Origin of the sequence: Burkholderia sp. WP9 (assembly GCF_900104795.1) — a bacterium.
Classification (GTDB): domain Bacteria; phylum Pseudomonadota; class Gammaproteobacteria; order Burkholderiales; family Burkholderiaceae; genus Paraburkholderia.
Window position 1 is genome coordinate 3,924,307 of record NZ_FNTG01000001.1, and the last position, 25,322, is coordinate 3,949,628.

The window sequence follows — 25,322 nt, forward strand, 5'->3', positions numbered from 1 at the left end:
CATAATCTCGTTTCTCTGCTGCTGATGCAGCGACGCAGAACGAAGCGGTGCCGGGTAGCTGGAAGTACGGTGCTGGTTCGGTAGTGGATGCGGACTCGATCTTTAAAAATTAACAGCCGATAAGTGTGGGCGCTTGATGCGCGATGCGAGGTGGATCTTTCGGGATCTGCCGGCAAGCAAAAGTATCAAGTCTCACACAGTAATGAAAGGAAGGTTTGACTGTCGCAAGATGGTTGGATCATTCGTCAGTACGTTGAGTGAGCGACCGGTTCTTAACGGAACCGAAAAACAGTAACAGGTTTGAACTGAAGAGTTTGATCCTGGCTCAGATTGAACGCTGGCGGCATGCCTTACACATGCAAGTCGAACGGCAGCACGGGGGCAACCCTGGTGGCGAGTGGCGAACGGGTGAGTAATACATCGGAACGTGTCCTGTAGTGGGGGATAGCCCGGCGAAAGCCGGATTAATACCGCATACGATCTGTGGATGAAAGCGGGGGATCCTTCGGGACCTCGCGCTACAGGGGCGGCCGATGGCAGATTAGCTAGTTGGTGGGGTAAAGGCCTACCAAGGCGACGATCTGTAGCTGGTCTGAGAGGACGACCAGCCACACTGGGACTGAGACACGGCCCAGACTCCTACGGGAGGCAGCAGTGGGGAATTTTGGACAATGGGCGAAAGCCTGATCCAGCAATGCCGCGTGTGTGAAGAAGGCCTTCGGGTTGTAAAGCACTTTTGTCCGGAAAGAAAACCTCGTGGTTAATACCCGTGGGGGATGACGGTACCGGAAGAATAAGCACCGGCTAACTACGTGCCAGCAGCCGCGGTAATACGTAGGGTGCAAGCGTTAATCGGAATTACTGGGCGTAAAGCGTGCGCAGGCGGTCCGCTAAGACAGATGTGAAATCCCCGGGCTTAACCTGGGAACTGCATTTGTGACTGGCGGGCTAGAGTATGGCAGAGGGGGGTAGAATTCCACGTGTAGCAGTGAAATGCGTAGAGATGTGGAGGAATACCGATGGCGAAGGCAGCCCCCTGGGCCAATACTGACGCTCATGCACGAAAGCGTGGGGAGCAAACAGGATTAGATACCCTGGTAGTCCACGCCCTAAACGATGTCAACTAGTTGTTGGGGATTCATTTCCTTAGTAACGTAGCTAACGCGTGAAGTTGACCGCCTGGGGAGTACGGTCGCAAGATTAAAACTCAAAGGAATTGACGGGGACCCGCACAAGCGGTGGATGATGTGGATTAATTCGATGCAACGCGAAAAACCTTACCTACCCTTGACATGTATGGAACCTGGCTGAGAGGTCAGGGTGCCCGAAAGGGAGCCATAACACAGGTGCTGCATGGCTGTCGTCAGCTCGTGTCGTGAGATGTTGGGTTAAGTCCCGCAACGAGCGCAACCCTTGTCCCTAGTTGCTACGCAAGAGCACTCTAGGGAGACTGCCGGTGACAAACCGGAGGAAGGTGGGGATGACGTCAAGTCCTCATGGCCCTTATGGGTAGGGCTTCACACGTCATACAATGGTCGGAACAGAGGGTCGCCAACCCGCGAGGGGGAGCCAATCCCAGAAAACCGATCGTAGTCCGGATCGCACTCTGCAACTCGAGTGCGTGAAGCTGGAATCGCTAGTAATCGCGGATCAGCATGCCGCGGTGAATACGTTCCCGGGTCTTGTACACACCGCCCGTCACACCATGGGAGTGGGTTTTACCAGAAGTGGCTAGTCTAACCGCAAGGAGGACGGTCACCACGGTAGGATTCATGACTGGGGTGAAGTCGTAACAAGGTAGCCGTATCGGAAGGTGCGGCTGGATCACCTCCTTTCTCGAGCTAACGTGTCAATGTGTTGAGCGCTCACGCTTATCGGCTGTGAAATTTAGACAGACTCAGGGGTCTGTAGCTCAGTCGGTTAGAGCACCGTCTTGATAAGGCGGGGGTCGATGGTTCGAATCCATCCAGACCCACCAAAGTCTTGTCTGGTGTGCTGATCGATAACCTCTGGGGTATCTGTATGACTGGGGGATTAGCTCAGCTGGGAGAGCACCTGCTTTGCAAGCAGGGGGTCGTCGGTTCGATCCCGTCATCCTCCACCAATCCTCAATGCGTAGCGTTCTGTGAGAAAGCAGAGCGTTGTGCATTGGCGATTGAGCCAGTCAGAGTGATACGCGGTTATAGCAACTGCGATATCGGCTGTCGTTCTTTAACAATCAGGAAGAAGTAGTAAAGAGATTCACGAAAGATCACTTAGAGATGGGTGATTGAGTAGGTGAATCAGGGTTGTGATTGTATCAATGTATGAAAAGGTGATCGAAAGATTGCCTTGGAATACGGCGCAACACGAATACTCAACCTGTAGCGATTGTGGCGAGCGTGTGATTCCCAGTGGATCACACATGAGACACACCCGTTATAGGGTCAAGCGAACAAGTGCATGTGGTGGATGCCTTGGCGATCACAGGCGATGAAGGACGCGGTAGCCTGCGAAAAGCGGTGGGGAGCTGGCAAACGAGCTTTGATCCACCGATATCCGAATGGGGAAACCCGGCCCGTATGGGTCATCCGTAGCTGAATACATAGGCTACGTGAAGCGAACGCGGTGAACTGAAACATCTAAGTAACCGCAGGAAAAGAAATCAACCGAGATTCCCAGAGTAGTGGCGAGCGAAATGGGACCAGCCTGTACTCTTTATCTTCATTGTTAGTCGAAGGCTCTGGAAAGTGCCGCCATAGCAGGTGATAGCCCTGTAGACGAAAACAGCGAGGAAGAACTGGGTGTACGACAAGTAGGGCGGGACACGTGAAATCCTGTCTGAAGATGGGGGGACCATCCTCCAAGGCTAAATACTCGTGATCGACCGATAGTGAACCAGTACCGTGAGGGAAAGGCGAAAAGAACCCCGGGAGGGGAGTGAAATAGATCCTGAAACCGCATGCATACAAACAGTCGGAGCCTCGCAAGGGGTGACGGCGTACCTTTTGTATAATGGGTCAGCGACTTACATTCAGTGGCAAGCTTAACCGATTAGGGCAGGCGTAGCGAAAGCGAGTCCGAACAGGGCGTTCAGTCGCTGGGTGTAGACCCGAAACCAGGTGATCTATCCATGGCCAGGATGAAGGTGCGGTAACACGTACTGGAGGTCCGAACCCACTAACGTTGAAAAGTTAGGGGATGAGCTGTGGATAGGGGTGAAAGGCTAAACAAACCTGGAAATAGCTGGTTCTCTCCGAAAACTATTTAGGTAGTGCCTCGTGTATCACCTTCGGGGGTAGAGCACTGTCATGGTTGTGGGGTCCATTGCGGATTACTACGCCATAGCAAACTCCGAATACCGAAGAGTGCAATCACGGGAGACAGACATCGGGTGCTAACGTCCGGTGTCAAGAGGGAAACAACCCAGACCGCCAGCTAAGGTCCCCAAATATTGCTAAGTGGGAAACGAAGTGGGAAGGCTAAAACAGTCAGGAGGTTGGCTTAGAAGCAGCCATCCTTTAAAGAAAGCGTAATAGCTCACTGATCGAGTCGTCCTGCGCGGAAGATGTAACGGGGCTAAGCAATATACCGAAGCTGCGGATGCACATTTATGTGCATGGTAGGAGAGCGTTCCGTAAGCCTGCGAAGGTGCATTGAAAAGTGCGCTGGAGGTATCGGAAGTGCGAATGCTGACATGAGTAGCGATAAAGGGGGTGAAAGGCCCCCTCGCCGTAAGCCCAAGGTTTCCTACGCAACGTTCATCGGCGTAGGGTGAGTCGGCCCCTAAGGCGAGGCAGAAATGCGTAGCTGATGGGAAGCAGGTTAATATTCCTGCACCATTGTTAAATGCGATGGGGGGACGGATCGCGGAAGGTTGTCCGGGTGTTGGAAGTCCCGGTCCTTGCATTGGAGAAGGCGCTTAGGCAAATCCGGGCGCGTAATTCAAGGGTGTGAGGCCATTCACTTCGGTGAAGAAGCAACTGGAAGTGGTTCCAAGAAAAGCCTCTAAGCTTCAGTTTAACAAGACCGTACCGCAAACCGACACAGGTGGGCGAGATGAGTATTCTAAGGCGCTTGAGAGAACTCGGGAGAAGGAACTCGGCAAATTGGTACCGTAACTTCGGGATAAGGTACGCCCCTGTAGCTTGACTGGCCTGCGCCAGAAGGGTGAAGGGGTTGCAATAAACTGGTGGCTGCGACTGTTTAATAAAAACACAGCACTCTGCAAACACGAAAGTGGACGTATAGGGTGTGACGCCTGCCCGGTGCCGGAAGATTAAATGATGGGGTGCAAGCTCTTGATTGAAGTCCCGGTAAACGGCGGCCGTAACTATAACGGTCCTAAGGTAGCGAAATTCCTTGTCGGGTAAGTTCCGACCTGCACGAATGGCGTAACGATGGCCACACTGTCTCCTCCCGAGACTCAGCGAAGTTGAAGTGTTTGTGATGATGCAATCTCCCCGCGGCTAGACGGAAAGACCCCATGAACCTTTACTGTAGCTTTGCATTGGACTTTGAACCGGTCTGTGTAGGATAGGTGGGAGGCTTTGAAGCGTGGACGCCAGTCTGCGTGGAGCCGACCTTGAAATACCACCCTGGTTTGTTTGAGGTTCTAACCTTGGTCCGTTATCCGGACTGGGGACAGTGCATGGTAGGCAGTTTGACTGGGGCGGTCTCCTCCCAAAGTGTAACGGAGGAGTACGAAGGTACGCTAGGTACGGTCGGAAATCGTGCTGATAGTGCAATGGCATAAGCGTGCTTAACTGCGAGACCGACAAGTCGAGCAGGTGCGAAAGCAGGTCATAGTGATCCGGTGGTTCTGTATGGAAGGGCCATCGCTCAACGGATAAAAGGTACTCTGGGGATAACAGGCTGATACCGCCCAAGAGTTCATATCGACGGCGGTGTTTGGCACCTCGATGTCGGCTCATCTCATCCTGGGGCTGTAGCCGGTCCCAAGGGTATGGCTGTTCGCCATTTAAAGAGGTACGTGAGCTGGGTTTAAAACGTCGTGAGACAGTTTGGTCCCTATCTGCCGTGGGCGCTGGATATTTGAAGGGGGCTGCTCCTAGTACGAGAGGACCGGAGTGGACGAACCTCTGGTGTACCGGTTGTCACGCCAGTGGCATCGCCGGGTAGCTATGTTCGGAAGAGATAACCGCTGAAAGCATCTAAGCGGGAAACTCGCCTTAAGATGAGATATCCCCGGGGCTTCGAGCCCCTTGAAGGGTCGTTCAAGACCAGGACGTTGATAGGTCAGGTGTGGAAGCGCAGTAATGCGTTAAGCTAACTGATACTAATTGCCCGTAAGGCTTGATCCTATAACAGGTGTGTCTTGCGATGATCGTTAGTGCTTCAGCACTTACGAGCATCCCACCCCCGAAGGGGGCAGGGACGCCACACACGGTTGAGATCAGTGTTGTGCCAGAAACAACACAACCCCAAGCTTGCCTGGTGAGCATCACCAGAAACTACTTCTTCCAGATTGGTTGGGCTGTCCCCAGAGACAGCGCAGCAACAAGTCATGCCTGATGACCATAGCGAGTCGGTCCCACCCCTTCCCATCCCGAACAGGACCGTGAAACGACTCCACGCCGATGATAGTGCGGATTCCCGTGTGAAAGTAGGTAATCGTCAGGCTCCCCAGCAGCATCAGAAACCCCACCCCGAAAAGGTGGGGTTTCTGCGTTTACGGCCGCGCTGAAAACACTATATAAGTGAGAGCCTTGGGTTTGGAACGGTCAAGCAAGTCTTGACAACAAGCGGTTGTTCCCCCATAATCATCAGTTCTCTGCGGAGGGGTGCCCGAGTGGCTAAAGGGGGCAGACTGTAAATCTGTTGGCTTACGCCTACGTTGGTTCGAATCCAACCTCCTCCACCAGAATGCAAGTTGCAGCAGTTGTTTGGGAATCCATGGATCCTTGCGGGTGTAGCTCAATGGTAGAGCAGAAGCCTTCCAAGCTTACGACGAGGGTTCGATTCCCTTCACCCGCTCCAGCAACACAGAAGTAGCGCCCATGTGGCTCAGTGGTAGAGCACTCCCTTGGTAAGGGAGAGGTCGGCAGTTCGATCCTGCCCATGGGCACCAGAAGTACTCGGTGATTGTTTGCGCCCGGCGCAACGTACGGAAAAATCCTCTTAGGAGTCGAAAATGGCCAAGGGTAAGTTTGAGCGGACCAAGCCGCACGTGAACGTCGGCACGATCGGTCACGTTGACCACGGCAAGACCACGCTGACGGCAGCGATCACGACGGTTCTGACGCAGAAGTTTGGCGGCGAAGCGAAGGCATACGACCAGATCGACGCGGCGCCGGAAGAAAAGGCACGTGGTATCACGATCAACACGGCACACGTCGAGTACGAAACGGCCAACCGCCACTACGCACACGTCGACTGCCCGGGCCACGCTGACTATGTGAAGAACATGATCACGGGCGCAGCGCAGATGGACGGCGCGATCCTGGTGTGCTCGGCCGCTGACGGCCCGATGCCGCAAACGCGTGAGCACATCCTGCTGGCGCGTCAGGTTGGCGTTCCGTACATCATCGTGTTCCTGAACAAGTGCGACATGGTGGACGACGCTGAGCTGCTGGAGCTGGTCGAGATGGAAGTTCGCGAACTTCTGTCGAAGTACGACTTCCCGGGCGACGAAACGCCGATCATCAAGGGTTCTGCCAAGCTGGCGCTGGAAGGCGACAAGGGCGAGCTGGGCGAAGTGGCGATCATGAATCTGGCCGACGCGCTGGACACGTACATCCCGACGCCGGAGCGCGCAGTTGACGGCGCATTCCTGATGCCGGTGGAAGACGTGTTCTCGATCTCGGGTCGCGGCACGGTGGTGACGGGTCGCGTTGAGCGCGGCGTTGTGAAGGTTGGCGAGGAAATCGAAATCGTCGGTATCAAGCCGACGGTGAAGACGACCTGCACGGGCGTGGAAATGTTCCGCAAGCTGCTCGACCAGGGTCAGGCAGGCGACAACGTCGGTATCCTGCTGCGCGGCACGAAGCGTGAAGACGTGGAGCGTGGCCAGGTTCTGGCCAAGCCGGGTTCGATCAACCCGCACACGCACTTCACGGCTGAAGTGTACGTGCTGAGCAAGGATGAAGGCGGTCGTCACACGCCGTTCTTCAACAACTACCGTCCGCAGTTCTACTTCCGTACGACGGACGTGACGGGCTCGATCGAGTTGCCGAAGGACAAGGAAATGGTGATGCCGGGCGACAACGTATCGATCACGGTGAAGCTGATCAACCCGATCGCGATGGAAGAAGGTCTGCGCTTCGCAATCCGCGAAGGCGGCCGTACGGTCGGCGCAGGTGTGGTTGCCAAGATTCTCGAGTAACGCCAGACAGTTCTCGTTGATCGGTAGTTTCGGGGTTGGCGGTGTCGTCAACCCCAAAATGGTTTAGGGGTATAGCTCAACTGGCAGAGCGTCGGTCTCCAAAACCGAAGGTTGGGGGTTCGATTCCCTCTGCCCCTGCCAACTCTCGCGCCTTATGTGGCGCTTCGTTAAGGTGTTATGGTGAATCCTTCCGTCGAAACTGTAAATACATCCGGCGATAAGCTGATGCTCGTCGCGGGCGTATTGTTAGTCTTGGCCGGGTTCGTGGGGTTCTTCTGGCTTGGTGGCCAGGAATGGTACGTCCGCGGAGCCGCCTTGGCTGTAGGTGCGATCGCGGGTGTTGCAGTCGGTCTTCTCTCCGCGCCTGGCAAGGGTTTCATCGCTTTCGCCAAAGACTCGTACAAGGAAGTCCGTAAGGTTGTTTGGCCTACCCGCAAAGAGGCTACCCAGACAACGCTCGTAGTGTTCGGCTTCGTGTTCGTCATGGCGATCTTTCTCTGGGTTAGCGACAAATCCATTGAATGGGCGATTTTCTCGGTGATTCTGGGTTGGAAATGATATGAGTGATACTCCGGCATCCCCGAGCGGCAAGCGTTGGTACGTCGTGCACGCCTACTCCGGTATGGAGAAGAGCGTGCAGCGTGCGCTTCAGGAGCGTATCGAACGTGCCGGCATGCAAGACCAGTTTGGTCAAATCCTCGTTCCGACTGAAGAAGTGGTCGAGGTAAAAGGTGGTCACAAATCGGTGACCGAGCGTCGTTTCTTTCCGGGCTACGTGTTAGTCGAGATGGAAATGACCGACGAGACGTGGCACCTCGTGAAAAATACGGCGAAGGTGACGGGTTTCGTAGGTGGTGCGCGTAATCGCCCGAGTCCGATCTCTCCGCGCGAAGTCGAGAAGATCATGTCGCAGATGCAGGAGGGCGTGGAGAAGCCACGTCCGAAGACCCTGTTCGAAGTCGGCGAAATGGTGCGAGTGAAGGACGGTCCGTTCACGGACTTCAACGGTAGCGTCGAAGAAGTGAATTACGAAAAGTCGCGCGTCCGTGTTTCCGTTACAATCTTCGGCCGCGCTACGCCGGTCGAGCTGGAATTCGGCCAAGTCGAAAAGCTGTAGTCCAGAATTCTACGGAGCGCACCAGTCGGTGCGCTCCGTATTTCGCGCTTACGGTCCGCGTAATGGCCGTTGAGGAGCGTCAGTATCCGATTTTCCGGGGAACACGCGCTACTACTCACTGAACAACCGCATGTGCCCATGTGGTGTTCCAAAGAGGTTTTCAACATGGCAAAGAAAATCATCGGCTTTATCAAGCTGCAGATTCCTGCAGGTAAAGCCAATCCGTCGCCGCCGGTCGGTCCGGCACTGGGTCAACGCGGCCTGAACATCATGGAGTTCTGCAAGGCGTTCAACGCGCAGACCCAGGCACTGGAACCGGGTCTTCCGATTCCGGTCGTGATCACCGCGTTCGCGGACAAGAGCTTCACGTTCGTTCTGAAGACGCCGCCGGCAACGGTTCTGATCAAGAAGGCGGCGAAGATCGACAAGGGTTCGAGCAAGCCGCATACCGACAAGGTCGGCAAGATCACCCGCGCTCAAGCTGAAGACATCGCCAAGACCAAGATGCCCGATCTGACGGCAGCTGATCTGGACGCAGCGGTTCGTACGATCGCTGGTAGCGCCCGCTCGATGGGCATCACCGTGGAGGGCGTGTAAATGGCTAAGCTTTCAAAGCGTCTGCAAGCATTTGCAGCCAAGGTTGATCGTCAAAAGCTCTACGCGATTGACGAAGCTCTGTCACTCGTGAAGGAATGCGCAAGCGCGAAGTTCGACGAGTCGATCGACGTCGCAGTGCAACTCGGCATCGACGCGAAGAAGTCGGACCAAGTGGTTCGTGGTTCGGTCGTTCTGCCGGCTGGTACCGGTAAGTCGGTCCGTGTCGCCGTTTTCGCACAAGGCGAAAAGGCTGAACAGGCTCGTGCGGCTGGCGCTGAAGTCGTCGGTATGGAAGACCTCGCCGAACAAGTCAAGGCCGGCAAGCTGGACTTCGACATCGTGATCGCTTCGCCGGACACGATGCGCGTTGTCGGTACGCTCGGTCAGATCCTCGGCCCGCGCGGCCTGATGCCGAACCCGAAGGTCGGTACGGTTACGCCGGACGTCGCGACTGCGGTGAAGAACGCCAAGGCTGGTCAGGTGCAATTCCGTGTCGACAAGGCCGGTATCATCCATGCCACGATCGGCCGTGCTTCCTTCGAGCCGACGGCTCTGCGTAGCAACCTGAACGCTCTCGTCGACGCGCTCCAAAAAGCGAAGCCGGCAACGAGCAAGGGTGTTTATCTGCGCAAGGTTGCACTGTCGAGCACGATGGGCGTCGGCGTTCGCGTCGATCAGGCATCGATCGCAGCGCAGTAATAGAATTCATCGCCTCGGCGAGAGTCGAGGCGGTTTTATGGGCTTTGGGCGGTCGCAAAGTGGCAGTCTGCATTGAGCGACCGGTTGTCAAAGACCGTTGGCGGGCACGCAGCAGATAGGCGGGTCCTTAATGTAAAGCCAACGCAGATGGCGAACCCGAAAAGGTTTTGTAGTGATGAAGCCGGTCGATGTCCGCAGCAATGCGAATATTGGGCGGTTGAGATACTCCTGACTGGTCGGACGCCGTTATTGAACGCGGTACACAAGGCGCACGCTGCGTGTATCGAATCTGGAGGTTAACCGTGCCACTTAACAAAGAAAGCAAGCAGGCCGTCGTCGCTGAGGTTGCCGCGCAAGTCGCGAAAGCCCAGACCGTGGTTCTGGCTGAGTATCGTGGAATCGCGGTTGGCGATCTGACCAAGCTGCGCGCGAAAGCGCGTGAGCAACAGGTTTACCTTCGCGTGTTGAAAAACACGCTGGCGCGTCGCGCTGTTGAAGGTACCCCGTTTGCTCCGCTGGCAGAGCAGATGACTGGCCCCCTGATCTACGGCATCTCGGAAGATGCAATTGCTGCTGCTAAGGTCGTCAATGACTTCAGCAAGAGCAATGACAAGTTGGTCATCAAGGCTGGTTCCTACGAAGGCAAGGTGATGGACAAGGCTGGCGTGCAAGCGCTGGCGAACATCCCGAGCCGCGAAGAACTGCTCTCCAAGCTGTTGTACGTTATGCAAGCACCTGTTTCCGGCTTTGCGCGCGCTCTGGCCGCGCTGGCAGAAAAGAAACAAGGCGAAGAAACCGCTGCGTAATGCACTTCAGTCGAGCGTGATTGATCGCTGGCTGTATCCGAATTCAATTTAGGAGTATTTCAAATGGCAATCGCAAAAGAAGACATCCTCGAAGCCGTAGGCTCGATGTCGGTTCTGGAACTGAACGAGCTGGTTAAGGCGTTCGAAGAAAAGTTTGGCGTGTCGGCAGCTGCTGTTGCAGTGGCAGGCCCGGCAGGCGGCGGCGCTGCTGCTGCTGCTGAAGAGCAAACCGAATTCACGGTCAACCTGACGGAAGTCGGCGCGAACAAGGTTTCGGTCATTAAGGCTGTTCGTGAACTGACGGGTCTCGGCCTGAAGGAAGCGAAGGACCTGGTCGACGGTGCACCGAAGCCTGTTAAGGAATCGGTACCGAAGGCTGCTGCTGAAGAAGCCAAGAAGAAGCTGGAAGAAGCCGGCGCGAAGGCTGAAATCAAGTAAGTTTCAGCGCGCTGTGCGAAGGCTGGCGGTTTTCCACCGCCGGCCTTTTTGTGCTTTGTGGGGACCACGTTTTTGCCAGCTAATTTCGGCAAAAACTGAAGCCCCAGAAGCCAAAGAAAACCGCCATTCGGCAACATTGACCGGCGATTCTCTTTGTCTTCTGAAGCGACTGCAGAAGGCAAGTTTGGTCGGGTAGCGGGCAACATAGGCATCCGCTGCCGTCAGCCAGCGGTTGGTAGCGGCCAACCACCAAGCTTCTAGGCTCGTTCAAGCCATCGGACGGCCATCGGGTCTCAGTCGGTGAACACTCGGGTTGTCTCATCAAGGTATCCTGCCTCGACAACAATGCCCGCCGTGATTCGGAGATCGTATGCAATATTCCTTCACCGAGAAGAAGCGCATTCGCAAGAGTTTTGCGAAGCGCCCCATCGTTCACCAAGTACCTTTCCTGCTGGCTACCCAGCTTGAATCATTCAGCACGTTTCTGCAAGCAGACACGTCGTCGACGCAACGCAAGCCGGAAGGCCTGCAAGCTGCGTTTACCTCCGTTTTCCCAATTGTTTCGCATAACGGGTTCGCTCGTCTAGAGTTCGTCAGCTACATGCTGTCGCCGCCGGCATTCAACATCAAGGAATGTCAGCAGCGCGGTTTGACGTACTGTTCGGCCCTGCGCGCGAAAGTGCGTCTCGTGCTGCTCGACAAGGAATCGCCGAGCAAACCGGTCGTGAAGGAAGTGAAAGAACAGGAAGTGTACATGGGCGAAATTCCGCTCATGACGCCGACGGGTTCGTTCGTCATCAACGGCACGGAACGTGTGATCGTTTCGCAGTTGCACCGTTCGCCGGGCGTGTTCTTCGAACACGACAAGGGTAAGACGCACAGCTCGGGCAAGCTCCTGTTTTCGGCACGTATCATTCCTTACCGCGGTTCGTGGCTCGATTTCGAGTTCGACCCGAAGGACGTGCTGTACTTCCGCGTCGACCGTCGCCGCAAGATGCCGGTCACGATCCTGCTGAAGGCAATCGGCCTCACGCCGGAACAGATCCTCGCAAACTTCTTCGTGTTCGACAATTTCACGCTGATGCCGGAAGGCGCGCAGATGGAATTCGTGCCGGAGCGTCTGCGTGGTGAAGTCGCGCGTTTCGACATCACGGACCGTGATGGCAACGTGATCGTCCAGAAGGACAAGCGGATCAACGCGAAGCACATTCGCGACCTCGACAACGCCAAGACCAAGTTCATCTCGGTTCCGGAAGACTATTTGCTCGGCCGCGTGCTGGCGAAGAACGTCGTCGACGGCGACACGGGTGAAGTCATCGCTAACGCGAACGACGAAATCACGGAAACCGTGCTCGAGAAGCTGCGCGAGTCGAAGATCAAAGACATCCAGACGCTCTACACGAACGATCTGGATCAAGGTCCGTACATCTCGTCGACGCTGCGTATCGACGAAACCGCGGACAAGATGGCCGCGCGCATCGCGATCTACCGCATGATGCGTCCGGGCGAACCGCCGACCGAAGAAGCGGTCGAGGCGCTGTTCAACCGTCTGTTCTATAGCGAAGACGCATACGACCTCTCGAAGGTGGGTCGTATGAAGTTCAATCGCCGTGTCGGCCGCGACGAAATCGTCGGACCGATGACGCTGCAAGACGACGACATCCTCGCCACGATCAAGATCCTGGTCGAGCTGCGTAACGGCAAGGGCGAAGTGGACGACATCGACCACTTGGGCAATCGTCGTGTGCGTTGCGTCGGCGAACTGGCGGAAAACCAGTTCCGCGCGGGTCTCGTGCGTGTCGAGCGTGCTGTGAAGGAACGCCTCGGCCAGGCCGAAAGCGAAAACCTGATGCCGCACGACCTGATCAACTCGAAGCCGATTTCGTCGGCGATTCGCGAGTTCTTCGGTTCGTCGCAGCTGTCGCAGTTCATGGACCAAACGAACCCGCTGTCGGAAATCACCCACAAGCGCCGTGTTTCGGCACTTGGCCCGGGCGGTTTGACGCGTGAGCGCGCTGGCTTTGAAGTCCGTGACGTGCACCCGACTCACTACGGTCGCGTGTGCCCGATTGAAACGCCGGAAGGTCCGAACATCGGCCTGATCAACTCGCTCGCTCTGTACGCGCACCTGAACGAATACGGCTTCCTCGAAACGCCGTATCGCAAGGTCGTGGACAGCAAGGTGACGGATCAAATCGATTACCTGTCGGCGATCGAAGAAGGCCGTTATGTGATCGCTCAGGCGAACGCGGCCGTGGCGGAAGACGGCTCGCTGACCGACGAACTGGTGTCGTCGCGTGAAGCAGGCGAAACGCTGATGGTCACGCCGGACCGCATCCAGTACATGGACGTGGCGCCGTCGCAGATCGTGTCGGTGGCAGCATCGCTGATTCCGTTCCTCGAGCACGATGACGCGAACCGCGCATTGATGGGTTCGAACATGCAGCGTCAGGCTGTGCCGTGTCTGCGTCCTGAAAAGGCCGTGGTCGGTACGGGTATCGAGCGCACGGTGGCAGTCGACTCGGGTACGACGGTTCAGGCATTCCGCGGCGGTGTGGTCGATTATGTCGACGCAGGCCGTATGGTGATCCGCGTGAACGACGACGAAGCCGTTGCTGGCGACGTCGGCGTGGACATCTACAACCTGATCAAGTACACGCGTTCGAACCAGAACACGAACATCAACCAGCGCCCGATCGTGAAGGTCGGCGACATCGTGTCGCGTGGCGACGTGCTGGCTGACGGTGCATCGACCGACCTCGGCGAACTGGCTCTCGGCCAGAACATGCTGGTCGCGTTCATGCCGTGGAACGGTTACAACTTCGAAGACTCGATTTTGATCTCGGAGAAGGTGGTTGCCGACGACCGTTACACGTCGATCCACATCGAAGAACTGAACGTCGTTGCTCGTGATACGAAGCTCGGACCGGAAGAAATCACGCGCGACATCTCGAACCTGGCTGAAGTGCAACTCGGCCGTCTCGATGAGTCGGGCATCGTCTACATCGGCGCAGAAGTCGAAGCAGGCGACGTGCTGGTCGGCAAGGTCACGCCGAAGGGCGAAACCCAGCTGACGCCGGAAGAAAAGCTGCTGCGCGCGATCTTCGGTGAAAAGGCTTCGGACGTGAAGGACACGTCGCTGCGCGTGCCGTCGGGCATGAGCGGCACCGTGATCGACGTTCAAGTGTTCACGCGTGAAGGCATTCAGCGCGACAAGCGCGCGCAACAGATCATCGACGATGAACTGAAGCGCTATCGCCTCGACCTGAACGACCAGCTGCGTATCGTGGAAGGCGACGCGTTCCAGCGTCTCGCACGTATGCTGACCGGCAAGGTCGCGAACGGCGGTCCGAAGAAGCTCGCGAAGGGCACGAAGATCGAACAGGCTTACCTGGAAGATCTGGATCACTACCATTGGTTCGACATCCGCCTCGCGGACGAAGAAGCAGCGGCACAGCTCGAAGCGATCAAGGACTCGATCGAACAGAAGCGTCACCAGTTCGATCTGGCGTTCGAAGAAAAGCGCAAGAAGCTCACGCAAGGCGACGAACTGCCGCCGGGCGTGTTGAAGATGGTCAAGGTGTATCTGGCAGTCAAGCGCCGCCTGCAGCCTGGCGACAAGATGGCCGGCCGTCACGGTAACAAGGGTGTGGTGTCGAAGATCGTTCCGATCGAAGACATGCCGTACATGGCCGACGGCCGTCCGGCTGACGTCGTTCTGAACCCGCTCGGCGTGCCGTCGCGGATGAACGTGGGTCAGGTTCTCGAAGTGCATCTGGGTTGGGCCGCGAAGGGTCTCGGCTGGCGTATCGGCGAAATGCTGCAGCGTCAGGCGAAGATCGAAGAACTGCGCGAATTCCTGACCAAGATCTACAACGAGTCGGGCCGCGCCGAAGAGCTGGACAGCTTCACGGACGACGAGATCGTCGAACTGGCGAAGAACCTGCGCGAAGGCGTGCCGTTCGCAACGCCGGTGTTCGACGGTGCGACGGAAGAAGAAATGTCGCGCGCGCTGGATCTGGCATTCCCGGACGACATCGCGAAGAACCTCGGCATGACGCCGTCGAAGAACCAGGTGCGTCTGTACGACGGCCGTACGGGCGAAATGTTCGAACGTACGGTGACGGTCGGCTACATGCACTACCTGAAGCTGCACCACTTGGTCGACGACAAGATGCACGCGCGTTCCACGGGCCCGTACTCGCTCGTGACGCAGCAGCCGTTGGGCGGTAAGGCGCAATTCGGTGGCCAGCGTTTCGGTGAAATGGAAGTGTGGGCGCTCGAAGCGTACGGCGCATCGTACGTGCTGCAGGAAATGCTGACGGTGAAGTCGGACGACGTGACAGGCCGGACCAAGGTTTATGAAAACCTGGTCAAGGGTGATCACGTGATCGACGCCGGCATGCCGGAATCCTTCAACGTGTTGGTGAAGGAAATCCGCTCGCTCGGTATCGATATCGACCTCGACCGCAACTAATCGGACTACGGAGAGAAAGCAATGAAAGCTCTGCTCGATCTATTCAAGCAAGTCCAACAGCCTGAAGTTTTTGACGCGATCAAGATCGGTCTGGCTTCGCCGGACAAGATCCGTTCGTGGTCGTTCGGTGAAGTGAAGAAGCCGGAAACCATCAACTACCGGACGTTCAAGCCGGAACGCGATGGTTTGTTCTGCGCGAAGATCTTCGGGCCGATCAAAGACTACGAATGCCTTTGCGGCAAGTACAAGCGCCTGAAGCATCGTGGCGTGATCTGCGAGAAGTGCGGCGTTGAAGTGACGCTGGCGAAAGTGCGTCGCGAACGCATGGGCCACATCGAACTGGCCTCGCCGGTTGCGCACATCTGGTTTTTGAAGTCGCTGCCGTCGCGTCTGGGCATGGTGCTCGACATGACGCTGCGCGACATCGAACGCGTGCTGTATTTCGAAGCATATGTGGTGATCGATCCGGGCATGACGCCGCTGAAAGCGCGGCAGATCATGACGGAAGAGGATTACTACAACAAGGTCGAAGAATACGGTGACGAATTCCGTGCCGAGATGGGCGCGGAAGGCGTGCGCGAACTGCTGCGCGCGATCAACATCGACGAACAGGTCGAGATGCTCCGCACTGAACTCAAGAACACGGGTTCGGAAGCGAAGATCAAGAAGTACGCAAAGCGCCTGAAGGTGCTCGAGGCTTTCCAGCGTTCGGGCATCAAGCCTGACTGGATGGTGCTCGAAGTGCTGCCGGTGCTGCCGCCGGAACTGCGTCCGCTGGTGCCGCTGGACGGCGGCCGCTTCGCGACGTCGGACCTGAACGACCTGTATCGCCGCGTGATCAACCGTAACAACCGGTTGAAGCGTCTGCTCGAACTGAAGGCGCCTGAAATCATCGTCCGCAACGAAAAGCGGATGCTGCAGGAAGCCGTCGATTCGCTGCTCGACAACGGTCGTCGCGGTAAGGCCATGACCGGCGCGAACAAGCGTCCGTTGAAGTCGCTCGCTGACATGATCAAGGGTAAGGGCGGTCGTTTCCGTCAGAACTTGCTCGGTAAGCGCGTTGACTACTCAGGCCGTTCGGTGATCGTGGTCGGCCCGACGCTCAAGCTGCATCAGTGCGGTCTGCCGAAGCTGATGGCGCTCGAACTGTTCAAGCCGTTCATCTTCAACAAGCTCGAAGTGATGGGTGTCGCTACCACCATCAAGGCTGCGAAGAAGGAAGTCGAGAACCAGACGCCGGTGGTGTGGGACATTCTCGAAGAAGTCATTCGCGAACATCCGGTCATGCTGAACCGTGCGCCGACGCTGCACCGTCTTGGCATTCAGGCTTTCGAGCCGGTGCTGATCGAAGGTAAGGCAATCCAGCTGCACCCGCTCGTTTGCGCGGCGTTCAACGCCGACTTCGACGGTGACCAGATGGCTGTTCACGTGCCGCTGTCGCTGGAAGCGCAGATGGAAGCGCGCACGCTGATGCTGGCGTCGAACAACGTCCTGTTCCCGGCCAACGGCGATCCGTCGATCGTGCCGTCGCAGGATATCGTGCTCGGTTTGTACTACGCGACCCGTGAAGCCGTGAATGCTAAGGGCGAAGGCCTGACGTTCACCGGCGTTTCGGAAGCGCTGCGTGCCTACGAGAACAAGGAAGTCGAGCTCGCCTCGCGCGTCAACGTGCGGATCACCGAAATGGTCCACAACGAAGACAAGTCGGAAGGTGCGCCGGCGTTCGTGCCGAAGATCACGCTTTACCCGACCACCGTCGGCCGTGCAATCCTGTCGGAAATTCTTCCGCCGGGCCTGCCGTTCTCGGTGCTCAACAAGCCGCTGAAGAAGAAGGAAATCTCGCGCCTCATCAACACCGCGTTCCGCAAATGCGGTCTGCGTGAAACGGTGATTTTCGCCGACCAGTTGATGCAGTCGGGTTTCCGTCTGGCAACGCGCGCTGGTATCTCGATCTGCGTCGACGACATGCTCGTGCCGCCGCAGAAGGAAACCATCGTCGGCGACGCCGCGAAGAAGGTGAAGGAATACGACCGTCAGTACATGTCGGGTCTCGTCACGTCGCAAGAGCGCTACAACAACGTGGTCGACATCTGGTCGGCAACGTCGGAAGCGGTCGGCAAGGCGATGATGGAACAGCTGTCGACGGAACCGGTCACGGATCGCGACGGCAACGAAACGCGTCAGGAATCGTTCAACTCGATTTACATGATGGCGGACTCGGGTGCTCGTGGTTCCGCGGTTCAGATTCGTCAGCTGGCCGGTATGCGTGGCCTGATGGCGAAGCCGGACGGCTCGATCATCGAGACGCCGATTACGGCGAACTTCCGTGAAGGCCTGAACGTGTTGCAGTACTTCATCTCGACCCACGGCGCACGTAAGGGTCTGGCTGATACGGCACTGAAGACGGCAAACTCGGGTTACCTGACGCGTCGTCTGGTCGACGTGACGCAGGATCTGGTGGTGGTCGAGGACGATTGCGGTACGTCCAACGGCGTCGCCATGAAGGCGTTGGTCGAAGGCGGTGAAGTCGTCGAAGCGCTGCGTGACCGTATTCTCGGTCGCGTGACGGTGGCTGACGTCGTCAATCCGGAATCGCAGGAAACGCTGTACGAAACGGGCACGCTGCTCGACGAAGACGCGGTCGAAGAAATCGAACGCCTCGGCATCGACGAAGTGCGCGTGCGTACGCCGCTGACTTGCGAAACGCGTTACGGTCTGTGCGCAGCCTGCTACGGCCGCGACCTGGGCCGCGGCTCGTCGGTCAACGTCGGCGAAGCAGTTGGCGTGATCGCTGCGCAGTCGATCGGCGAACCGGGCACGCAGCTTACGATGCGTACGTTCCACATCGGTGGTGCGGCATCGCGTGCGGCAGTGGCTTCGTCGGTTGAAGCGAAGTCGAACGGTACGGTGCGTTTCACGGCAACGATGCGTTACGTCACCAACGCGAAGGGCGAGCAGATCGTCATCTCGCGTTCGGGCGAAGCCATGATCACCGACGACCACGGTCGCGAGCGCGAACGTCACAAGGTGCCGTACGGCGCGACGCTGTTGCAACTGGACGGCGCGCAGATCAAGGCCGGCACGCAACTGGCAACGTGGGATCCGATGACGCGTCCGATCATCACCGAGTGGGGCGGTACGGTGAAGTTCGAAAACGTCGAAGAAGGCGTGACGGTTGCCAAGCAGATCGACGATGTGACGGGTCTGTCCACGCTGGTCGTGATCGACGTGAAGCGTCGTGGTTCGCAAGCTTCGAAGACGGTGCGTCCGCAGGTCAAGCTGCTCGACGCGAACGGCGAAGAAGTCAAGATCCCGAACACCGAGCACTCGGTGCAGATCGGCTTCCAGGTCGGCGCTCTGATCACCGTGAAGGATGGTCAGCAAGTGCAGGTCGGTGAAGTGCTGGCACGTATCCCGGTTGAATCGCAGAAGACGCGTGACATTACCGGTGGTCTGCCGCGTGTGGCTGAACTGTTCGAAGCACGTTCGCCTAAGGACGCGGGTATCCTGGCGGAAGTCACGGGTACGACGTCGTTCGGTAAGGACACGAAGGGCAAGCAGCGTCTCGTTATCACGGACCTCGAAGGCAATCAGCACGAGTTCCTGATCGCGAAGGAAAAGCAGGTTCTCGTGCACGATGGTCAGGTCGTCAACAAGGGCGAAATGATTGTCGACGGTCCTGCCGATCCGCACGACATCTTGCGTCTGCAAGGTATCGAAGCGCTGTCGCGTTACATCGTGGACGAAGTGCAGGACGTGTACCGTCTGCAAGGCGTGAAGATCAACGACAAGCACATTGAAGTGATTGTTCGTCAGATGCTGCGCCGCGTGCAGATTACGGACAACGGCGATACGCGTTTCATCCCGGGCGAACAGGTCGAGCGGTCGGATATGCTCGACGAGAACGACCGTATGATCGCGGAAGACAAGCGTCCGGCAACGTACGAAAACGTCTTGCTCGGTATCACGAAGGCCTCGTTGTCGACCGATTCGTTCATCTCGGCGGCATCGTTCCAGGAAACGACCCGCGTGCTGACCGAAGCGGCGATCATGGGCAAGCGCGACGACCTGCGTGGTCTGAAGGAAAACGTGATCGTCGGCCGTCTGATTCCGGCTGGTACGGGTCTCGCGTTCCACAAGGCACGTAAGAGCAAGGAACTGTCCGACCGCGAGCGTTTCGATCAGATCGCAGCGGAAGAGTCGTTCGAATTCGGTACGCCGGAAACCCCGGCCGCCGAACAGCAGCACTCAGGCGAGTAAGCTCAGGTCAGTAGGTCCAGGCGGTGCAAGCCGCTTGGAACTCTAGCCAGCGAAGCCGCTCAGTTTCGACTGAGCGGCTTTTTTTATGCGCTTTCTTTTTGTGCGCTTGCCCATGCTTTGTTAGCCCGAATGGCTAACGTTGCAGTAAAGCGCGGGCGCAGCACGAATGCGTTGGTAAAATTCGTGTCACCGGCATCACGCTGCTTCTCTCAAATTCATGTCCCGTCCGCTCGAAATCCTCAACGAAGTCTTCGGTTACCCCGCGTTCAGAGGACAGCAGGGCGAAATTGTCGAGCACGTCGCCGGCGGCGGCGATTGCCTCGTGCTGATGCCGACGGGCGGCGGCAAGTCGCTCTGCTATCAGATTCCGTCGCTGGTGCGCCGTGAAGGCGGGTTCGGAACCGGCATCGTCGTTTCTCCGCTGATCGCGCTGATGCAGGATCAGGTGGCCGCGCTTACGGAAGTGGGTGTGCGGGCGGCGTATCTGAATTCGACGCTGTCGAGCGCAGAGGCGATGGCGACTGAGCGCGCGTTGCGCGACGGTGAGATCGACCTGCTTTACGTGGCGCCGGAGCGTTTGATGACGCCCCGTTTCCAGGAGCTACTGGAGCGTACGCGCATCGGGTTGTTCGCCATCGACGAAGCGCATTGCGTGTCGCAATGGGGGCACGATTTCCGGCCGGAATACATCCAGTTGTCGGTGCTGCACGAGCGGTTTCCGAACGTGCCGCGCATCGCGCTCACAGCTACCGCGGATGCCATCACGCGGGACGAGATCATCCACCGCCTCGCCTTGGATGACGCACGTATTTTCGTGTCGAGCTTCGACCGCCCGAACATCCGCTATCGCATTGTCGAAAAGGACAACGCGCGTACCCAGTTGCTGGACTTCATCCGCGCGGAGCATTCGAAGCCGGACGGCACGACTGACGCTGGCGTCGTCTATTGCCTCTCGCGTCGCAAGGTCGAAGAGACTGCGGAGTGGTTGAAAGAAAAAGGGATGCGCGCGCTGCCGTATCACGCCGGTATGGAGTTTGAAATCCGCCAGAAGCATCAGGAGATGTTTCAGCGTGAAGAAGGAATCGTGATGTGCGCGACGATCGCGTTCGGCATGGGCATCGATAAGCCGGATGTGCGCTTCGTGGCTCACCTGGACTTGCCGAAAAGCGTCGAAGGCTATTACCAGGAAACGGGCCGCGCGGGACGCGACGGCATGCCGGCGAACGCATGGATGGCCTACGGTCTCGGCGACGTCGTCCAGCAGCGCAAAATGATCGACGAATCCGACGCCGACGACGCACACAAGCGCGTGCAAACAGGCAAGCTGGACGCGCTGCTCGGTCTGTGTGAAGCGGCGACTTGCCGGCGAGTGCGACTTCTCGCGTATTTCGGCGAATCGAGCAAGCCGTGCGGCAACTGTGACAACTGTCTTGAGCCACCGGCTACATGGGATGCGACGCGGGAGGCGCAGATGGCGCTCTCGTGCGTGTTCCGTGCTCAGCGGGCGAGCGGTTTTCATTTCGGCGCCGGCCATCTGATCGATATTCTGCGCGGCAACAGCAGCGAAAAAATCCTTCAGCGAGGCCACGAGAAGCTGACCACGTTCGGTATCGGTTCGGCGCTCGGCGAACCGGAGTGGCGTGCCGTGTTTCGCCAGCTTGTCGCGTTCGGCTATCTGACCGTCGACCACGAGGGATTCGGCTCGCTGGTTCTAACCGAGGCAAGCAAACCGGTGCTCAAGGGCGAGCAGAACGTCACGATGCGCCGTTACGTCAAGCCGACGCGTACCCGTCAATCGTCCGGGCGCACCAGTGAGCGCGCCGACCCGACAATCGGCATGGGCCCGCGCGAACGTGCGCGCTGGGAACGGCTGCGTGCGTGGCGCACCGAAACGGCGAAGAGCGACGGCGTGCCGGCATATGTCATTTTCCACGACGCAACGTTGGCAGAAATTGCTCGTAACGGCCCCGATTCCATCGAAGATTTGCGCGGCATTCCGGGTATGGGTGCGCGCAAACTCGACCGTTTCGGCGACGAGTTGCTAGAAGTCGTTGCCGCCGACTGAGCGTTCAGCGAGCGCCTGGGCAGCTCCGCAGGGGTGCGAAACATCGCAACCTGTTGACTCCCTTAGTAATTTCGGAATATTATGCTAGGTTCCGGTTCTTGGAATGCCTGCGCGCGAAGTCAAATCATGCGCTGGCGGACGGGTCCGGAAGTTCGATGCGCAATCGTTTCTGCTTTGCCCGGAAACAGATGCGTCGATTTTGTTCAATTTCAGGAATAAACAATGCCAACCATCAATCAACTGGTTCGCAAAGGCCGCGCGTCGGAAACGACGAAGAGCAAGAGCCCGGCTTTGCAGGACTGCCCCCAGCGTCGCGGCGTGTGCACCCGTGTGTACACCACGACGCCGAAGAAGCCTAACTCGGCACTGCGTAAGGTTGCCAAGGTTCGTCTGACGAACGGCTTCGAAGTCATTTCGTACATCGGTGGTGAAGGCCACAACCTGCAGGAACACTCGGTCGTGCTGATTCGCGGCGGCCGTGTGAAGGACTTGCCGGGTGTGCGTTACCACATGGTTCGCGGCTCGCTGGATACCCAGGGCGTCAAGGATCGTAAGCAGGCTCGCTCGAAGTACGGTGCGAAGCGTGCAAAAGCTGGTAAATAAGCTGGCAAGTAATTAGCCGGTCAGTAGTTTCAGGTCGCCTGCATAGGCGGTAATAGCGGTGGTGCCGGAATCGCCGGTGCTGTCGAGTAAGTGGTCACCCGACCAGGCTGGTAAGTCGTTAGAGATGAATCGGGTTAGTTGGTGGCCGCGGGGCTAAAAATAGCTCCAACTGAAAAGTTAAAGGAAGAAACATGCCGCGTCGTCGCGAAGTCCCCAAGCGGGAAGTGTTGCCGGATCCGAAGTTCGGTAACGTTGATGTAGCTAAGTTCATGAACGTGCTGATGCTCTCTGGCAAGAAGTCGGTTGCCGAGCGTATCGTGTACGGCGCTTTCGAACAGATCCAGACCAAGGGTGGCAAGGACCCGCTGGAAGTGTTCACGGTAGCGCTCAACAACGTCAAGCCGGTGGTCGAAGTGAAGAGCCGCCGCGTTGGTGGTGCGAACTATCAGGTTCCGGTCGAAGTGCGCCCGTCGCGTCGTATGGCATTGGCGATGCGTTGGCTGCGTGAAGCCGCGAAGAAGCGCAGCGAGAAGTCGATGGCCCTGCGTCTGGCAGGTGAACTCTCCGAAGCGGCCGAAGGCCGTGGCGGCGCAATGAAGAAGCGCGACGAAGTTCACCGGATGGCAGAAGCCAACAAGGCGTTCTCGCACTTCCGTTTCTAAGCTTCCCGAACCCGGGTTTAGCAGAAAAAACGGAAAGAAATTCCGGGCGGGTGCGCTTACAAAGCGCCTCGCCCGTTTGTGTTACAGCGCGATGGGTATTTTCTCGCATCGCGTCATCCCAATAGAGGATCAAAGTGGCTCGCAAGACACCTATCGAGCGCTACCGTAACATCGGTATTAGCGCTCACATCGACGCCGGCAAAACGACGACGACCGAGCGCATCCTGTTCTACACCGGCGTGAACCATAAGATTGGTGAAGTTCACGACGGCGCTGCCACCATGGACTGGATGGAGCAGGAGCAGGAACGCGGCATCACGATCACGTCCGCTGCTACCACGGCGTTTTGGAAAGGCATGGCCGGCGACCGCGCTGAGCACCGCATCAACATCATCGACACCCCGGGCCACGTTGACTTCACAATTGAAGTTGAGCGCTCGATGCGCGTGCTCGACGGCGCGTGCATGGTTTACTGTGCTGTGGGTGGCGTTCAGCCCCAGTCGGAAACCGTGTGGCGTCAGGCTAATAAGTACAAGGTTCCCCGTCTCGCGTTCATCAACAAGATGGACCGCACCGGCGCGAACTTCTTCAAGGTTTACGACCAGCTCAAGCTGCGTCTGAAGGCGAACCCGGTTCCGGTCGTGGTGCCTATCGGTGCAGAAGAAAACTTCACGGGCGTCGTCGATCTGCTGAAGATGAAAGCGATCATTTGGGACGAAGCGTCCCAAGGCACGAAGTTCTCGTACGAAGAAATTCCGGCGGAACTGGCTGACTCGTGCACGGAATGGCGCGAGAAGATGGTCGAAGCGGCTGCCGAGTCGAGCGAAGAATTGATGAACAAGTACCTGGAAGAGGGCGAGCTCTCTGAAGCGGAAATCATCAAGGGTCTGCGCGACCGTACGATCGCTTGCGAAATCCAGCCGATGCTTTGCGGCACCGCGTTCAAGAACAAGGGCGTGCAACGCATGCTGGACGCCGTGCTCGACTTCCTGCCTTCGCCGATCGACATCCCGCCGGTTACCGGCGAGCTGGAAAACGGTGAAAAGGGCGAGCGCCGCGCTGCCGACGACGAAAAGTTCTCGGCACTGGCGTTCAAGATCATGACCGACCCGTTCGTCGGCCAGCTGATCTTCTTCCGCGTGTACTCGGGCGTCGTGAATTCCGGCGACACCGTGCTGAACGCGACCAAAGACAAGAAGGAACGTCTGGGTCGTATTCTGCAGATGCACGCGAACCAGCGCGAAGAAATCAAGGAAGTCCGCGCGGGCGACATCGCAGCAGCAGTCGGCCTGAAAGACGCGACGACCGGCGACACGCTGTGCGATCCGCAAAGCCCGATCGTGCTCGAACGCATGATTTTCCCGGAGCCGGTGATTTCGCAGGCTGTTGAACCGAAGACGAAGCCTGACCAGGAAAAGATGGGTCTGGCGCTGAACCGTCTGGCACAAGAAGATCCGTCGTTCCGCGTTCAAACGGACGAAGAATCGGGCCAAACCATTATTTCGGGCATGGGCGAGCTCCACCTGGAAATTCTGGTTGACCGTATGAAGCGCGAATTCGGCGTGGAAGCGACTGTCGGCAAGCCGCAAGTTGCTTACCGCGAAACGATTCGCGGTAAGGCGGAAGACGTTGACGGCAAGTTCGTCAAGCAGTCGGGTGGTCGCGGCCAGTACGGTCACGCGGTCATCACGCTCGAGCCGAATGAGCAAGGCAAGGGCTACGAGTTCCTCGACGAGATCAAGGGCGGTGTGATTCCGCGCGAATACATCCCGGCGGTGGACAAGGGTATCCAGGAAACGCTGAAGGCAGGCGTGCTGGCAGGCTTCCCGGTCGTCGACGTCAAGGTTCACCTGACGTTCGGTTCGTACCACGACGTTGACTCGAACGAAAATGCGTTCCGCATGGCCGGCTCGATGGCGTTCAAGGAAGCAATGCGTAAGGCTCAACCGGTCATCCTCGAACCGATGATGGCTGTGGAAGTCGAAACGCCTGAAGATTACATGGGCAACGTGATGGGCGACCTGTCGGGTCGTCGCGGCATCGTGCAGGGTATGGACGACATGGTTGGCGGCGGCAAGATCGTTCGCGCCGAAGTCCCGCTGTCGGAAATGTTCGGCTACTCGACGTCGCTGCGTTCGCTGACCCAAGGTCGTGCAACGTACACGATGGAGTTCAAGCACTACTCCGAAGCACCGCGTAACGTGTCCGAAGCGATCATCAACGCGAAGTCGAAGTAATCGCGCGGCAAGTCATTCAACGATTAACTTTTTGAAA

14 protein-coding genes, 6 tRNA genes and 3 rRNA genes are annotated in these 25,322 nt (G+C 57.6%); 22 read left to right on the forward strand and 1 reads right to left on the reverse strand.

Annotated elements, in window-relative coordinates; genetic code table 11:
• The first annotated feature begins 302 nt into the window (after window positions 1-302).
• The 16 genes from BLW71_RS17465 to rplL all read left to right on the forward strand — a co-directional run bounded on the left by BLW71_RS17465 (window position 303) and on the right by rplL (window position 10,981).
• Window positions 303-1,835: ribosomal RNA gene (locus tag BLW71_RS17465) — 16S ribosomal RNA — on the forward strand.
• Window positions 1,836-1,901: 66 nt separating this feature from the next.
• Window positions 1,902-1,978: transfer RNA gene (locus BLW71_RS17470), tRNA-Ile, on the forward strand.
• 50 nt (window positions 1,979-2,028) lie between these two features.
• Window positions 2,029-2,104, forward strand: a tRNA-Ala gene (locus tag BLW71_RS17475).
• A gap of 320 nt (window positions 2,105-2,424) precedes the next feature.
• Window positions 2,425-5,303 (forward strand): 23S ribosomal RNA (locus BLW71_RS17480).
• A gap of 206 nt (window positions 5,304-5,509) precedes the next feature.
• Window positions 5,510-5,622 (forward strand): 5S ribosomal RNA (gene rrf / locus BLW71_RS17485).
• Together the 16S, 23S and 5S rRNA genes with 5 tRNA genes alongside form the textbook arrangement of a ribosomal RNA operon.
• Before the next feature lie 155 nt (window positions 5,623-5,777).
• A tRNA-Tyr gene (locus BLW71_RS17490) sits at window positions 5,778-5,863 on the forward strand.
• A 42-nt stretch (window positions 5,864-5,905) separates the two neighbouring features.
• Window positions 5,906-5,979 (forward strand) — tRNA-Gly (locus tag BLW71_RS17495).
• A gap of 16 nt (window positions 5,980-5,995) precedes the next feature.
• Window positions 5,996-6,070, forward strand: a tRNA-Thr gene (locus tag BLW71_RS17500).
• A 63-nt stretch (window positions 6,071-6,133) separates the two neighbouring features.
• Window positions 6,134-7,324 carry an elongation factor Tu gene (gene tuf, locus BLW71_RS17505; protein WP_007180138.1) on the forward strand — a complete coding sequence of 397 codons (1,191 nt, stop codon included), beginning with the start codon at window positions 6,134-6,136 and terminating at the stop codon, window positions 7,322-7,324.
• 65 nt (window positions 7,325-7,389) lie between these two features.
• A tRNA-Trp gene (locus BLW71_RS17510) sits at window positions 7,390-7,465 on the forward strand.
• A gap of 36 nt (window positions 7,466-7,501) precedes the next feature.
• Window positions 7,502-7,882: a preprotein translocase subunit SecE gene (secE, locus tag BLW71_RS17515; protein ID WP_091798329.1), complete on the forward strand. Its 381-nt coding sequence runs from the start codon at window positions 7,502-7,504 to the stop codon at window positions 7,880-7,882.
• 1 nt (window position 7,883) lies between these two features.
• Entirely contained in the window at window positions 7,884-8,441 is a 558-nt protein-coding gene (nusG, locus tag BLW71_RS17520; protein WP_007180147.1) for a transcription termination/antitermination protein NusG, read from the forward strand.
• 165 nt (window positions 8,442-8,606) lie between these two features.
• On the forward strand, window positions 8,607-9,038 hold the full coding sequence (rplK, locus tag BLW71_RS17525) for a 50S ribosomal protein L11 (protein ID WP_007180146.1): 432 nt from the start codon (window positions 8,607-8,609) through the stop codon (window positions 9,036-9,038).
• Window positions 9,039-9,737, forward strand: coding sequence for a 50S ribosomal protein L1 (gene rplA / locus BLW71_RS17530; RefSeq protein WP_007180145.1), 699 nt, complete (start codon window positions 9,039-9,041; stop codon window positions 9,735-9,737).
• Between the two features lie 302 nt (window positions 9,738-10,039).
• On the forward strand, window positions 10,040-10,543 hold the full coding sequence (rplJ, locus tag BLW71_RS17535) for a 50S ribosomal protein L10 (RefSeq protein WP_008922978.1): 504 nt from the start codon (window positions 10,040-10,042) through the stop codon (window positions 10,541-10,543).
• 63 nt (window positions 10,544-10,606) lie between these two features.
• A complete protein-coding gene (gene rplL, locus BLW71_RS17540; protein ID WP_091798332.1) occupies window positions 10,607-10,981 on the forward strand; it encodes a 50S ribosomal protein L7/L12 in 375 nt (124 codons plus the stop codon).
• 3 nt (window positions 10,982-10,984) lie between these two features.
• Here rplL and BLW71_RS40990 read toward each other — a convergent pair whose 3' ends face one another.
• On the reverse strand, window positions 10,985-11,227 hold the full coding sequence (locus BLW71_RS40990; protein WP_143048367.1) for a hypothetical protein: 243 nt from the start codon (window positions 11,225-11,227) through the stop codon (window positions 10,985-10,987).
• 124 nt (window positions 11,228-11,351) lie between these two features.
• Here BLW71_RS40990 and rpoB point away from each other — a divergent pair, with 124 nt between their 5' ends.
• The 6 genes from rpoB (at window position 11,352) to fusA (ending at window position 25,285) form a co-directional block, all read left to right on the forward strand.
• On the forward strand, window positions 11,352-15,458 hold the full coding sequence (gene rpoB, locus BLW71_RS17545; RefSeq protein WP_091798340.1) for a DNA-directed RNA polymerase subunit beta: 4,107 nt from the start codon (window positions 11,352-11,354) through the stop codon (window positions 15,456-15,458).
• A 21-nt stretch (window positions 15,459-15,479) separates the two neighbouring features.
• On the forward strand, window positions 15,480-19,718 hold the full coding sequence (gene rpoC / locus BLW71_RS17550; RefSeq protein WP_091798343.1) for a DNA-directed RNA polymerase subunit beta': 4,239 nt from the start codon (window positions 15,480-15,482) through the stop codon (window positions 19,716-19,718).
• Window positions 19,719-19,935: 217 nt separating this feature from the next.
• A complete protein-coding gene (recQ, locus tag BLW71_RS17555) occupies window positions 19,936-21,783 on the forward strand; it encodes a DNA helicase RecQ (protein ID WP_091798345.1) in 1,848 nt (615 codons plus the stop codon).
• Between the two features lie 222 nt (window positions 21,784-22,005).
• On the forward strand, window positions 22,006-22,386 hold the full coding sequence (gene rpsL, locus BLW71_RS17560; protein WP_006998493.1) for a 30S ribosomal protein S12: 381 nt from the start codon (window positions 22,006-22,008) through the stop codon (window positions 22,384-22,386).
• A gap of 191 nt (window positions 22,387-22,577) precedes the next feature.
• Window positions 22,578-23,048 (forward strand): 30S ribosomal protein S7, encoded by a 471-nt coding sequence (rpsG, locus tag BLW71_RS17565; protein ID WP_006053291.1) that lies wholly within the window; start codon window positions 22,578-22,580, stop codon window positions 23,046-23,048.
• Window positions 23,049-23,182: 134 nt separating this feature from the next.
• Complete coding sequence (gene fusA / locus BLW71_RS17570) at window positions 23,183-25,285, forward strand: elongation factor G (protein ID WP_091798348.1); 2,103 nt, start codon at window positions 23,183-23,185, stop codon at window positions 25,283-25,285.
• Window positions 25,286-25,322 lie beyond the last annotated feature (37 nt).